Source organism: Salinibacillus xinjiangensis (assembly GCF_009649735.1).
Classification (GTDB): Bacteria; Bacillota; Bacilli; order Bacillales; family Alkalibacillaceae; genus Salinibacillus; species Salinibacillus xinjiangensis.
In genome coordinates, this window is the sequence record NZ_WJNH01000001.1 from 343,575 (window position 1) to 358,368 (window position 14,794).

The following is a 14,794-nucleotide window of genomic DNA, read 5'->3' on the forward strand; positions in this document are numbered from 1 at the left end:
CCGTTAATGGTCAAGGACGTTTTACAGAATATATTCTCTAACATTGTTCCTCACTAACTTAATGATGGACACTTCACTATGTTTTTCTATCAGTTTTGTCCGTCATCATCACCATCAAGGACATTTCACGACCTTTTCCCATCAAATTTGTCCTTCATCGACTTTATGAAGGACAATTCACTCGCAATTCTGCTCGTATAAGTCCGTCATCACAATGAATCACGAATCTATATAAATATACAAATTCAAGCAGGAAAATACGCAACCAATACAGTAACAATAGATATAAAACATTAGAAAGGAAGCGAGACATGCCAGAACCTTATAAATGCCGTACTGAATCCCCTGAATTACTGGCTATGCGTAGCCTCAATAATCGAATGAATCTACCCCCGAAGGACAAACAACACTATTTTAATCTTAGGAAGGGTTATGAAGGAGAGGTGAAGTTTGACTCATATACAGAAAAGCTACAATGTGATTGCATCATTTTAAATGACCTGCTCCTTAGAGTGAATAGCACCACCTTCCAGATTGATTCTCTCATCATCACTTTAGACAGAGTTTTCCTTTATGAAGTGAAAAATTTTAAAGGGGATTATTACTATGATTCTGACCTTTTATATAAGAAACCTAAAATTGAGGTAATCAATCCCCTCCTCCAATTGCAGAGAAGCGAATCTCTATTACGACAGTTACTCCTCAGTCTTGGATTTAACCTTCCTATTGATTCTTCAGTAGTCTTTATCAATCCTGAGTTCACCTTATATCAAGCACCGCTGAATGAACCATTTATTTTCTCAACTCAACTGAATCACTATTTTAAACAACAAAATACAATATCAACTAAGATAGATTCAAAACATAAGATGCTAGCTGATCAATTGGTTTCTCTACACATGGCTGACTCCCCCTTTACACAGGTAGCTCCCTATGAGTATAACCGGTTAAGGAAAGGAATTAGTTGCCTTAATTGTGATTCATTCTCCCTTTCTATTGAAGGACAGAAATGTGTTTGCAAAGAGTGTGGATATGTAGAAGTGGTTGCAGCAGCCGTGATGAGATGTGTTCATGAATTTAACATGCTATTTCCAAAGCAAGAAATAACGACGAACATTATCCATGATTGGTGCCAGGTTGTGAATTCTAAGAAGAGGATCAGAAGAATACTAGCATCCCATTTTAATAGGATTGGGGTTCATAGGTGGACTCTGGTGGTTCTCCAGGCATCCTTTTTGTCCTTGACTAGGCCAATGAGGGACAATTCACGTAGGAAATCACCTTGTTTTGTCGTACATAGGACACTTTGATGCCTGCTAACCTTCGTATTGTCCTTCATTGATTTATTAAAAAAGTATGCGAAATACCCATCCTTCGTTCCCCCTGTTATCAATCAAAAGTTTGATTGAGCTTGGCTGAATACTGTTAACATTGAATTTAATGCCTTTCAAACAAACGTTTGTTTAATCATGCTAGATGTTATATTCCCCAACGGAATGGCGTAATAATTTAGTGGAGTACTTGGATAAGCGCCGTGTGGTGCAGGCACCCAGGAGTGATGAGTAACTTTTTTATGCTCTAGGGGGGCGTTTTGTCCCTGACGAGGCTAATCTCGGACTTTTTTGACTCGAGTCATGCTAATTTTGTCCTTCACCCCACTCTTAACGGACAGTTCGTTGCGATTAATCTGCTGAATGTCCTTCAGCTATCCTATCATGGACAATTAGGGTCCTGCACCTCTCTATTTTGCCCTTTATTCACTTATGGCTGTTATACCCCCTATCATAAATAATACCGCTAACGTTTTACAGGTATTGGAAATAATCTAACCAATAGGCTCCCCTTATTTTTCCCTTTGGATAATTGAAGAATGATACTATTTTATCTCCAATATAAAATACCCCTTTTCTAAGCCTGATCGGGATGATGTACTTGGAAAAACAAGATATCTCGTAATTCTAGTAAATAATTCACCTCCATTTGAATATATATTAATAAAGGAGGTAGAATATATGGAATTACGAGTTCGTATGAATAATGGTGAGGAATACATACTAGGTGACTATGAAAGTATAGATGAGTTTTTTGACTGGTGTGACCAGAGCGGGGATTTTATTAATATAAGTGAAAGAGAATGGATTCAGGTATCAGCTATTACATCTATTGAAGAATCCTATTAATTCCGGGAGAGTAGAATATATCCAAACATCAGAATGCGGAAGTGTTTACTAGGGGGTAGCGTAGTAAATTAGTGGATGACTCGGAGAAGATCGAGTGGTGACAGACAGCTGGAAGTGATGATTACCATTTTTGCTCTGGGGGTCCGTTTTGTCCCTGATGAGGCTAGTCTCGGACTTTTTGACTCGAGTCATGCTGATTTTGTTTTTCAGTCTCCTCTAACAGACTGTTCGCTGAGGTTAATCTTCTGAAATGTCCTTCATTAACCCTATCACGGACAATTCAGTACCTGCTCCACTCTTCATTGACCGGTTTACGCAATCCCTTATGACTCTTAAGCCACCCTTGCAAACTGTTCCCCTCATTTTTCCACAGTCGGATAATTGAAAAAATCTTCCATGTAAAGCTCCCTATTACGTTTTATAATGATCAAATCCTAGAGATGGACCAATAAATGAAAAGAAGAGAAGTGCACTTACACTTCTCTCCGCACCCTCTATCGTCAGACTGTTGGTGGTCAACAATTATTTCTTCTTTTGTGAGCAGCCCCTAACTTAATGGCGTTACGCTTCATTGTTTAATAATTTGTGGCTCTTCATTGTTTACAAACACCTCATCTAAAATGAAAGAAGTGTTTAATTGTCCAACAACCTCATAATTTCTTTTCTTTGCGGAATAGAGTCAGGGTTTACTTTTTCAATAGTTGCTGTATAGATACAATTATGTCGAATAGCTTCAAACATAAATCCACTATAATACACAGGAATTATCCTAATTTTTCGACCTATACAATCAGAAAGTACAATGACAGCTTTATCATCTTCTGGATTATCGTGTTGTAGCTAAAGTGAAAATGCTTTAGTAAACCAGAAATGTCCCGAAGTGAATTTACAATAATTTACGATAAATCTTTTCGATGTCTAATACAGAAAGTTTTTTGGGATTATTATTCATAAGTCTAGTCACGTTAGATGCAGCCTCAGCAAGTGCTGGGACATCCTCTTCCTTAACGCCATAACTTTTTAGGTCTTGTGGAATGTTTAGTGTTTGGGTCCATCTAACAATTTGGTCAATTAACAATTCACTGGCATATCTCGCTGATTCATCTTTTTCCAAAAGTCCAATCTCTCGTGCAATTGTTTTCATTCTATCTTCAATATGATCAAGGTTTGCAAGAGTGACGTGTGGAAGAAGCATGGAATTGGCTTCACCATGAGCAATGTTAAATTTTCCTCCTAGAGGATAGGCGAGTGCATGAACAGCTGCTGTTCCAGCGCTAGTTAAAGCCATTCCACCATAGGTTGATCCTAAAAGCATATCCTGACGAGCATTTATATCTGAGCCGTTCTCATAGGCATTTACGATACTACGAGATATGAGTCGCATGGATTCTAAAGCATACATATCACTGATTGGATTTGCTTTATTGGAAATAAATGACTCAAATGAATGCGTGAAAGCATCCATCCCAGTTGCAGCTGTAATTGTTTTAGGTAATGTCACAGTAAGAGTTGGATCCAAAAGTACTAAGTCAGGTAAAAAGTGTGGAGATACAATTCCGATTTTTAATTCTTCATCAGGAAGTGTCACAATTGAATTTGGTGTCACTTCTGAGCCTGTTCCTGAAGTAGTCGGAATTAAGATCATTGGTACTCCTTTATTGGAAATTGTTTTACCTTTAGTCATTTCTTTTACTGACACATCGTTTTTTAGAAGAACGGAAAATAGTTTGGTAACATCAAGAACACTACCTCCACCGATCCCAATCATTAGGTCAAAAGGATGTCTATTAATACGCTTAAACGTTGTCTCAATATGTTCAATCGTTGGCTCAGGTTCAATATCCGTAATAACATCGTACTCCATATTGGCATCATTTAATTGTTTTCCAATAAGATCGATATAGCCATTTTTCTTAAGAAAAGGTGAGGATACAATTAATACACGTTTTGCGCCTTCGAACGGAAATAATTGATTTCTTAAATTCTCTAAGGCTCCTTTTCCTAGAACAACGCGCTTTGATGTTTGAAAAGTATGTATTGTACTCATATATAACCTCCTAGTTAATAATGCTTTAAGATTTCTATTATTTTATTTTCTACATCTTTTGGAATCTCTTTAACAGGTAACCGAGGTGGACCAACGGGTATTCCTAACAACTCCATAGCTTTTTTAAATACTGCTGGTGTACTTGCCATGGATGACGCTTCCCGGAGCATTCTTAACTTCTGTTGTGCATCATACGCTTTTTGAATCTCTCCATTTTTCCAATGTTTGTAAATCGATACAACTAATTCAGGTACCATATTAGAGGAGGCCGCAATTGCACCCTTACCTCCAGCTAATAATGTCCATAAAATGAGAGGATCAGCTCCTGATAATACAGAAAAGTCTTCATCTGTTATTTCAATATATTTAAGAATTTGATTAAAGTCACCTGTACTATCTTTAATTCCTACAATGTTGGGAATACGGCTAAGCTCTTTAACTGTTTCCGGTTGCAATTCATTATTGGTTCGTCCTGGCATATGATACATAAGAATTGGAAGATTAGTAGATTCAGCCACCTTCGTATAATGGGAGGTAAGTTCTTGTTGGCTAATCGTCATTAAATAAGGTGTAAGAACAGAAACAATATCTATACCGATTGTTTCCATATCTTTCGTAAGCATAATCACTTCATCCGTGCTAATAGCACCTGTCCCAGCACATACTGATACTCTACCTTTCACTTCATTCACAACAATCTTCGCAAAATGTACTTTTTCTTCATGACTCATGCTAAAAAATTCACCATTTGTCCCTAATATAAATAAACCGTCTACACCTCTATCAATTAAATGATTGACTAGATTTCTAGTTGCTACTTCATCAATAGTATAATCATCTTTAAAAGGTGTTAACATAGCTGTGTAAATACCTGAAACCTTATTCATTGTCTCCCCCCTCTCACTTGATTAATAAAACCAAAGCTATACATTAATATCCTCTATATCCCCAGCTTCTTTATGTTTTGTAACAATGTCCTGAACTAATCGTTTCTTCTCTTCAGACAGAGGTGAAATTGGTAATCTCGGTGCCCCAATATTTATCCCAGCTTCATTGAGCGCTTCTTTAAGAACAGAAGGCAATGTGCCCATTTTAAAAGCACTTCGGATTGCTCTTAATTTCCTTTGTTCATATTCAGCCCCTTCAATATCTCCATCCTTCCACTTATTATAGATAGAAGTTACAACATTCGGTAACAAATTAGCGGTAGCTGCTATGCCACCATTTCCTCCGGCCATTAATGTCGATAGTATCAACGAATCAGTACCAGCTAAAATGGAAAAGTCTGAATCCGTCAATTCAATAAGTTGAAGGATATTGTCAAAATTACCGCTACTATCCTTAATACCCACGATGTTCGGGACTCTTGATATATGAGCAACTGTTTCAGGTGCTAGTGCATTTCCTGTTAAGCCTGGAATGTTATATAAAATGATAGGTAGATTGGTTTGTTCTGCTACCGTTTCATAATATTTAATCAATTCTTCCTGCGACATTTTCACAAAATATGGTGTAATCAACGATACAGCGGTCACACCCAACTCTTCCATTTCCTTATTCAATTGAATGGTCTCTCTCGTACTATTAGAGCCAGTTCCCATATAGACTGGGATTTTACTTTGAACCTCATCCAAGACAATTTTCGCTACTTTCAATTTTTCTTCAAAACTTAAGGAAAAAAATTCACCATTACTTCCTAAACAGAAAAGACCATGACAACCACTTTTCATAGTTGATTGGATCAGTTGACGCAATACTTCTTCATTTATTTCCTCTTCTTGATTAAAAGGCGTGACTAATGCCGGGACAATGCCTTCTGGTTTATGCATCTACTACTCCTCCTTCACTGTATTGTTTAGGTGCTAGATCAACTGCCATAAATAAGGCTTCTAAAAGAGAACCCGCATCAGCTTTATTTTTCCCTGCTATATCAAATGCGGTACCATGATCGACAGAGGTTCGAATAACGCCGTTCCGAAGTCCGATTGTAATGTTTACCCCAGCTTCTAATCCGAGCGCTTTAATAGGGCCATGACCTTGATCATGGTAACACGCCACAACGATATCGAAATCGCCTCTCACGGCCCGATAAAACAACGTATCAGCAGGATGTGGACCTGAGGCATCTATCCCTTCTGCTTGGGCTTTTTCAATACCCGGAATGAGTTTTTCCTCTTCCTCTCCATTTCCAAAAAGACCATTCTCTCCGGCATGTGGATTAATTCCACAAACGGCAATTTTCGGCTTATGGTAGCCTGCTCGTGTTAAAGTTTCATTGGCTAACTGGATCACTTTATAGGTCCGTTCAGGAGTTATAGAATGAATCGCATCGAGTAATCCAACATGAGTTGTGAGATGAACCACTTTTAATTTAGGAGCCGATAGCATCATGGAAAAATCCTCTGTTTGCGTTAAATCAGCTAGAATTTCTGTATGCCCCGGATATAAATGCCCACCCTTGTGTAAGGCTTCTTTATTTAGTGGTGCTGTACAAATACCATTAATACGTTGTTCTAATGCTAAAGAAACTGCCTTTTCAATACATTTAAATGCAGCATGGCCAGCTTCGGCAGATATTTCTCCATAAGGTAGATTTTCAGGAACTAAGTCCAAATCAATCACATCAACTGTACCATTTTCGAAAATGCCATCTTTTGGATCTTCAATTACGTTGAATTTTAGTAAAACACCTAAATGATGCGCTTCCCTTTTTAGGATTTTTGCATCACCTATCACCAATGGTTGCGCAAGTTGATAAACCTTAGCTGACTGTAATGCTTTTAAAATGATTTCTGGTCCAATCCCAGCTGCATCTCCCATTGTTATTCCTATAATTGGACGCACTTAATCAACTCTCCCTCCCGCAAAAAGTAAATTAATATTTGATATGGAATATAGTGTTTTAATAATTTACCCCTTGCGAATTTTTATTTAACAAAGAGATATCCTTTTTGTTTTGGAAATACATATAAACTCCAAACGCAAGCCCTAGCACAAGACCAACTGCTGATGTAAGAGTTTCAGGTGTAATGATGAGTAATGCTATGACTACCAATACAGCTCGATAAATAAAGTTGTTTAGAGATTTAAAGAAGTAACCAGCGACTCCCCCAGACAAAAAGATTATACCTATACACATAATTAAGGTTGTGATAACTGTGTCTACTACTGTCCCCATTAATAGAATTTCTGGCTGATAGACAAAAACAAATGGGGCTATAAAAGCCACAAGTGCGTATGAAAACGCCATCCACCCTGTTTTCCAGGAGTCTGCTTTTGCTATTCCTGCCGCCGCAAAAGCCGCTAATGCAACTGGTGGCGTTATTTGGGCAACTACCCCAAAGTAAAAGATAAACATATTTGCAGGTAACGCGGGTATTCCTAAACTTATAAGCGTAGGAACAAACAGAATATAAGAGATTAAATACGCCGCTACTGTAGGTAATGCCATACCTAGCAAAAGACAACCTAACATTGCAATTAATAGCGCAACTAGGAGGTTACCATTTCCTAAATCACCTATTAGACTTGTCAGCTTATTTGCAACACCCGATCTAACAACAATACCAATCATGATTCCAACTGCCGCTGTAGGAATAGCAATATTTGCCGCTTGCCTAATCCCTGTTAAAGCAGCCGCAACAAACCCTAGGAATGAAAGGCGTGTTTTTTTAGAGAATAAGCTAATTACTATCGATAACGCTACACCTATTAGTGCAGCTCTTGTAAGAGATGAGCCTGCAAAAATCATGGCAACAACTACTACAATAGGAATAAGTTGATAAAGTCTCGGAATAATAGGCTCGGATTCATACTTTATTTCCTCATCTTGAACATCCAGCTTCCTTTTCTTTGCCAATAAGTGAACAACTACAAATATAGCTAAAAAGTAAGCAGCTGCAGGAATAATAGCAGCAGTAGCGATGGTTACATAACTAATCCCAATCATTTCTGCCATAATAAAGGCACCAACCCCCATAATCGGAGGCATGATTTGACCTCCTGTTGAAGCAACTGCTTCAATGGCACCAGACTGTTCTTTCGTATATCCAGACTTTTTCATTAATGGAATGGTTAAAACACCTGTTGTTGATACATTTGCCATGGCACTACCACTAATCATTCCCATAAAACTGCTAGAAACAACTGATGCCTTGGCAGGACCACCTACTGTCTTATCACTAAGTTTCATCCCCATATCAATGAGGACTTGCCCTCCACCGCATTTTGCAAAAAAAGCACCAAATAATAGAAAATAGAATAGAATATTAAGAGAAGTTGCCAAAGGAGTACCAAAAATTCCATCAGGTGATAATGTAAGCATTTCAGCAAACTGTTGCCAAGTCATCCCGCTGTATCTAAATGGTCCTCCAATATATTGACCTATAAAAGCATAAACAATGAAAATCATAATAAAGATAAAAAGATTTAACCCAATTGTCCTTCTAACAATTTCCATAATGGCTAATAACATAAAAAATGACACAAAGAGATCCATTGGCGTCATTAGGTCTACCATCATAATTCGGAACGTTAATCGTTCATTGCTTACAATAAAATATACTACGGTTACAAATAGCCCAATAAGGAAGCCAATATCAATTGCCCATAACCATTTTTTCTTATATTTCTTTGCCAATGGCTTATAAAGTATCATTAATGCAATTGCCAAACAAAGATGAAGTGGTATAGAAATTAACGAATCAATTGGTCTAACTAAGGCTATATATAACTGAAAAACAAGAAAAATCAGGGATATACCTATAATTGGATATAACCTAATTTTCTCAACTTTCAACTCTTCCGAATCCTCTACTGGGTTTTGTATTTTATCTGTCTTGGATTCATTATTATTAGGGCCAGACTTTTTCATTTTCATGTAAACACCTCTCTTTTGCTTTTGACTAGTAGTCAAGTTAAATTGTGATAGCTAGGAATTGTATTATTAAAGCACTTTAATAAACTTTTAGTCGTTTATTTTCGGAAGTAATTCCAACCGTAGCCAGTTCAATAAAAGACTAACTACGGCCGGACTCATATATAACATTCATTTGTTAAATACACGTAAGTCTTACTCCATATAACCCATTTCTTTATAATACTTTTCAGCACCTGGATGTAATTCAATCCCACCAAGTTTCCCTGGCTTCCAGGCTTCCTTTGGATTAAACGGTTCCAATGATGCAAACTGTTCAACTAGTTGTTCTCGGTTTTCAGAAATCCCTTTTACTAGAGCGTAAGCAACGTCCTCAGACATGTCTTTGTGAACATAAACACTGTCTGGGGTGCCGGCATTTATAATTTCCTCTGTTTGACCTTCCCATGTATTTGCAGGAATAGTTATTCTCTCAAATCCTTGCGAATCAAAATGACTTAAAAGGTCTTCTCCCCATTGAATAAACTTAATATCAGATGTCATGGCCATTTCTGTCATTGTAGATGAGTTAACAGATGTATGATTTAGATACATATCAACTTTACCATCCCTTGCCATTGCAGTTAGTTCACTTCCACCGCCATGGATGACATCTCCGCCCCAAGACTTCACGTCTTCATAACTTGCACCTAAGTATTCCAAAGCCATACTAGTTATTTTCTCATCCATAGACCCTCTTGGGCTTGTTCCAATTCGAATTGGAATTTGCTGTTCAACCACTTCTTCTAGCGTATCCACACCATGTTCATCGATAAAGTCTTGTGTAAAGAAAGTAATTGCAGATACACCTGTAAGACTTCCAACTAAAGCTCTGTAATCTTGGGTAGGGCCATTTCCAAGGGTTCCTTCTTCAAACGCCCATTTTGCTGGCGCACCATTTACAAACGCAATATCTGCTTGACCTTGTTCAAAAAGGTATGGAGCCCCCATTCCTCCAGGAGATGTTGGTTGGACATCTACTGAAGAACCTTCTGGGAGGTACTCCTCCCACAATGTACCGAGTGATGCAGAAATAGCATACGTTGCAGAACCGACTTCATGCGTTGAGAAAAGGACATCTACAGGTTCACCTTCTGCATGCTCACTTGAATTTGTTTCTATTTTAGCACCATCATTCTCAGCTTTGTCTGTCCCCTCTCCCGCAGTATCCTCACTTGATCCACATGCTGTCATAAACAACATTGCGAGTGTAAACAATAAAACAATTATCCCTCTTGATTTGAATAGTTTCATTACGACAACCTCCCAATAATTATCAATTTAATTAATCCCAACTGAAATAAGGAGTAGACTCATAGGATGTATGTCTTTAAGTAACTTTTATTTCTTCACTATGTTCTTTAATATAATCTCCTATTCTAATAAGTGCATCTATCTCACCAAAACCTCCAGATTTGCTTACAATGTAAAGTGTATCCTCACCCCCTAAAATTTTCGATAATGTGATACCGCTTTCAATTTCGGTTATGGGTACCAATGTATCAAAGCCCATATTGTCAATCACTGACTTTAATGTATCACCACCAATAACTATATAGGTCCCTTTTATACCTTCTTTGTATAAATAATTAATTGCTTTACCTATATTCACTTTAATAGTCTCTCTGATGTCCTTATCATCTATTGCGATTTCACGTGCAAGTTCCCTTGTAGCCTCAATCATTTCATTATCACCGCCACCATCCACAATGACTCTTCCACTTGAGGTGTAGATATCTTTTATGTCTTTTATTTTTAGTTTAAGACTTGTTAGTGACTTTAAATTACTAGATAGTTTTTCTGCTGGACTGAGTCTTATGATGTTGTATCCTTTATCTCTTGCGTATTGAATTTGTCGGCGAGTGATATCATTGACGCTTCCTGATACAAATAACATTTTTTGTTCAAGATGAAATGATTGATTATAATTAGAACTTAAATTAATTAGTTGTGGAAGGTATTCTGCAAAACCTGCACACCCAGCGAGAAGATTTATTGTGCCAAGGTCCTTCAAAGTGGTTGAGATTTTTTGTAAGTCTTCTTCTCTTTCAGAGTCTATGATATAAACATTACCATTCCCCTCTAAATAGTTGTAATGATCAACCTCATCAACCTTTACACTAATGGTCATAACATCAGACTGCTCTTTAATAATTTTTTGAACACTATCATATTTGACTGGGCTAAATGGGTCCTTGCCAACTTCAGTTTTAGTGATTCTTTTTTTAGCTATATAATGAATACCTTCAACAGTTGTCCGCTGTGTCTTGGGGAAAGCAGGAACAAATATAAGATTACTCTCCTTAAAGGCATCCACCAATGCGACCAATTCACTTCCAATATTTCCTCGTAAACCTGAATCAGTCTTTTTGTAAATGTGCTGAATTCCGTACTGAATACATTTGGTTGCAATACTGTAGACCTTATTATAAGCTTCCTGAGGCTCAAGATGGCGTGTTTCTAGATCAATGACTAGCACTTGAGTGTCTTCTATATAACGACTGAAATCCCATTCGTCATTTGTTGTCACAATAGTACTAATTCCTTTTTTAGCAAATTGGACCCCAGTATCTAGCGCACCTGTAAAATCATCTGCTAGTATAAGTAATTTATACATTATCTCGTCCTTTCATCTACTATACTCAGCTTTCCCCAAATGTCTCACATCAGCACCAACTAATTACAGTTTCATATTACATCAACTTGAAAGCGTATACAATTTCAAAAATAGCTATTTGTGTTTCATTTTTAAACATTTTAAATTATCTCAACTTTGCACACACTTAAATTGCTTTATTTTTATAAATAAAATAAAATAAAATTATTATTCATCTCATTTTGAAACACAAAATTGGGGAGTAAGGGGGAAAAGACGATGCAGAAAGTAAATATTCTAGCAGTAGCTCCTTATAAAGGATTAAAAGATTTACTGGAAAATACAGCAATGACTAGAGATGACATTGATTTAACAGTGTACCTAGGTGATTTAAAAGCTGGTGCGGAACTGGTACTTACAATTGATAACATCGAAAAATATGACGTCATTATTTCACGTGGTGGAACAGCAGAAATGATCCAGGATCTTGTTCAAATACCGGTAATTGAGATCAAACTAACGGAATATGACATGATGCGGGCGATTAATCTCGCCCAAAACTATAGTGGCAAATTCGCCATCGTAGGCTTCCCAAATATCACAAGATATGCCAACATGATTTGTGACTTATTACAATACAAAATTGATACTTATACAATAAAGAGTGGGGATGAAGCAGAAAGAGTAATTGAAGAGTTAGCTCATTTAGATTATAGCCTCATAGTGGGGGACGCAGTAACTATATCTAAAGCCTCAAAATACCATCTAAACGGACTATTAATAACTTCTGGTAAAGAAAGTATTAATGAAGCATTTGATGAAGCACAAAAATTAGTAAAGGCTGTTAGTCTATCATCGAAAAAAAATACTTTATATCAAAATATCTTAAATAACTGCTTTTTAGAAATCGTTGCCTTTAATAAGGATAAAGAAGTAGTCTATTCTAATTTATCAAATCAGTCAGAACTTGAAACGATTAAAGAAAAATTAATTCAGTATATACCACAGACCTTAAAAGAGAAAACTATTAAATTAATGTTAAAACTTGAAGGTTATCAGTGGACTATTGAAGGAAATGTAATCATGGATGGGTATGCAGAAAATATCATATATTACATTAAAAAAATTCCCGATATCTCAACAACAAATAATACTTTTTATGAAATAACAAACGTATCAGAAAAGGAAGACCTATCTTCTATTAACTTTTATCTGTCCACTCGTTCAACGCGGTATATCATTGATAGAGTTTCTAAAATAGTAGATTCTCAATCACCGATCTTAATTTATGGGGAAAATGGTACGGATAAAGATAGTATTGCATATCATATACATTCGATTAGCAGTCATAAGAATAACCCAATGCTAACTATTAATTGCAAAAACATAACGGACAAAGAATTATCGTTCATTCTTTATAATGAAAATTCGCCCATCACAGAAAACAATCTAACAGTTTATTTTAAAAATGTTCACCATTTAAACGGAGACAAACAAGAAAAACTTATTAACTATATAGATGATTCTTTTTTAACGAAGAGAAGCCTTGTCATTTATTCAACTGAAAAGTCGATAGAAGATATGCAACCCGGGATTCTACCCGAATACATTTTGGGAAGTGAACAATATACATATAGTATTGCAATCCCCCCATTAAGAGAGTTAAGTGAAGAAATACCAAGTCTAACGAGTATTTATATAAGCATGCTTAATTTAGAGCTAGGCAAGCAAGTTTCAGGAGTTTCACCAGGTGCGATGGAACTACTTAAAAATTTTTCATGGGATTTTAATTTCAACCAATTTATTAATGTACTTAAAAAACTAATCCTGATTACTGAAACCAATTTAATTCAAGAAGAGGATACCATAACCATTCTCGAGGAAGAGGTTCGTATACATTCCCAAACCAGAACGGAAGATATTCAATTTAAAGGAACTTTAGACGAAATTACATCTAGTATTATCTATAAAGTGCTTGAAGAAGAAGATATGAACCAGTCTAAAGCAGCAAAACGATTAGGAATTAGCCGGAGCACCTTATGGAGAAAGTTAAAAAGTGAAATGGTTTAAAAATAAGGACTGTACCCAAGTGATTATAATCAACTTGTACAGTCCTTAAAATTATGTATACTTCTAATGTCTTTTGGGGGGGCTGACAGGCACCTTGCTTTTAAACAAAATGTCCAAATTAACATATCCGAGTATCCCCTGCGTACACATAGCCCAATTCACCCACCATTATCCCCCTCATCCCTCGACTTCTGCTTCGCAAACAAAGAAATAAACCTAGCGATACTTAATAATGTCATAAATAACCCAATAAATGATTGCGTTGTTATCATAAAAATTCCAAGATCTTACACAGGTTGTAGTTTAGTACGAAAGCTCGCCATGCTTAAAAAGCTATAGTAAATCATTGATAAGATATTGACAGAACTTGCTTCAAAGTTACTAATCAAAATAGCATTTTAGCATAGGAAGTGGCAAACCAGAAGATAATTTCAACATAATATTATGTAATAATAAAATAACAATTCAGCGATAGCTCCTAATCGAATATTTAACCGATTTTTTGACAGCAAGATTAACAGTACATTTACTTGATAAACATTAATTTCAAAGACTCTTTATGTTCCATAACCCAGAATAATGTATTTTAGTACAAAAACTAGAATTAGATGAACAATAAAAATTAGGCAAATAAAGGCAAGGACAGAATTTAAGATTGTCCATAAATCTACAAACAGGTGCGTTCTAGTTAATTTCGGAACAATACTCTTAAAACACTAAAGATTGATATTTCCCTTAACCATTTAAAGATCGTTGACCAAAAATTTCCCATCATCATCGCTTCTTTATCTTTATTCTATCAAATAAAAAAACTGTGTGAGTAAGAAACAGTACGCATTTCTTACTTACACAGTTAATATAACATTCCCGTCCTTGAACACCATTATCACGGAAAATTTGGTAACAGTACTCTCTGGTTTTGTCCTTCGTTGAACCGTACACCAGCATCCGCTATCTTTCTGATTTGCCGTCTGTGTTATTAACTC

General features: G+C 36.4%; 10 protein-coding genes. 3 read left to right on the top strand and 7 right to left on the bottom strand.

The window, feature by feature from the left end; translation table 11 throughout:
* The first annotated feature begins 380 nt into the window (after positions 1 to 380).
* Both GH754_RS01545 and GH754_RS01550 read left to right on the top strand, forming a co-directional pair.
* Positions 381 to 1,310 (top strand): nuclease-related domain-containing protein, encoded by a 930-nt coding sequence (locus GH754_RS01545; RefSeq protein WP_323741822.1) that lies wholly within the window; start codon positions 381 to 383, stop codon positions 1,308 to 1,310.
* A 702-nt stretch (positions 1,311 to 2,012) separates the two neighbouring features.
* On the top strand, positions 2,013 to 2,180 hold the full coding sequence (locus GH754_RS01550) for a hypothetical protein (RefSeq protein ID WP_153726969.1): 168 nt from the start codon (positions 2,013 to 2,015) through the stop codon (positions 2,178 to 2,180).
* Positions 2,181 to 3,066: 886 nt separating this feature from the next.
* On the opposite strand, the gene GH754_RS01555 is transcribed toward GH754_RS01550, so the two are convergent.
* The 7 genes from GH754_RS01555 to GH754_RS01585 all read right to left on the bottom strand — a co-directional run bounded on the left by GH754_RS01555 (position 3,067) and on the right by GH754_RS01585 (position 11,759).
* On the bottom strand, positions 3,067 to 4,227 hold the full coding sequence (locus GH754_RS01555; protein WP_153726970.1) for an iron-containing alcohol dehydrogenase: 1,161 nt from the start codon (positions 4,225 to 4,227) through the stop codon (positions 3,067 to 3,069).
* Positions 4,228 to 4,241: 14 nt separating this feature from the next.
* Positions 4,242 to 5,114: a 4-hydroxy-tetrahydrodipicolinate synthase gene (gene dapA / locus GH754_RS01560; RefSeq protein ID WP_153726971.1), complete on the bottom strand. Its 873-nt coding sequence runs from the start codon at positions 5,112 to 5,114 to the stop codon at positions 4,242 to 4,244.
* A gap of 36 nt (positions 5,115 to 5,150) precedes the next feature.
* Positions 5,151 to 6,056 (bottom strand): 4-hydroxy-tetrahydrodipicolinate synthase, encoded by a 906-nt coding sequence (gene dapA / locus GH754_RS01565; protein WP_153726972.1) that lies wholly within the window; start codon positions 6,054 to 6,056, stop codon positions 5,151 to 5,153.
* Positions 6,049 to 7,071 carry a 4-hydroxythreonine-4-phosphate dehydrogenase PdxA gene (pdxA, locus tag GH754_RS01570; protein ID WP_323741799.1) on the bottom strand — a complete coding sequence of 341 codons (1,023 nt, stop codon included), beginning with the start codon at positions 7,069 to 7,071 and terminating at the stop codon, positions 6,049 to 6,051. Before pdxA ends, dapA (GH754_RS01565) begins: the two co-directional genes overlap by 8 nt.
* A gap of 58 nt (positions 7,072 to 7,129) precedes the next feature.
* Positions 7,130 to 9,106: a TRAP transporter permease gene (locus GH754_RS01575; RefSeq protein WP_228550093.1), complete on the bottom strand. Its 1,977-nt coding sequence runs from the start codon at positions 9,104 to 9,106 to the stop codon at positions 7,130 to 7,132.
* Positions 9,107 to 9,298: 192 nt separating this feature from the next.
* Positions 9,299 to 10,396, bottom strand: coding sequence for a TAXI family TRAP transporter solute-binding subunit (locus GH754_RS01580; RefSeq protein WP_153726973.1), 1,098 nt, complete (start codon positions 10,394 to 10,396; stop codon positions 9,299 to 9,301).
* A gap of 76 nt (positions 10,397 to 10,472) precedes the next feature.
* Positions 10,473 to 11,759, bottom strand: coding sequence for a four-carbon acid sugar kinase family protein (locus GH754_RS01585; RefSeq protein ID WP_153726974.1), 1,287 nt, complete (start codon positions 11,757 to 11,759; stop codon positions 10,473 to 10,475).
* Positions 11,760 to 12,017: 258 nt separating this feature from the next.
* Between GH754_RS01585 and GH754_RS01590 the strand changes: the two genes are divergently transcribed.
* Positions 12,018 to 13,808, top strand: a complete 1,791-nt coding sequence (locus GH754_RS01590) for a sigma-54-dependent Fis family transcriptional regulator (protein WP_153726975.1) — start codon at positions 12,018 to 12,020, stop codon at positions 13,806 to 13,808.
* The last annotated feature ends 986 nt before the right edge of the window (positions 13,809 to 14,794 follow it).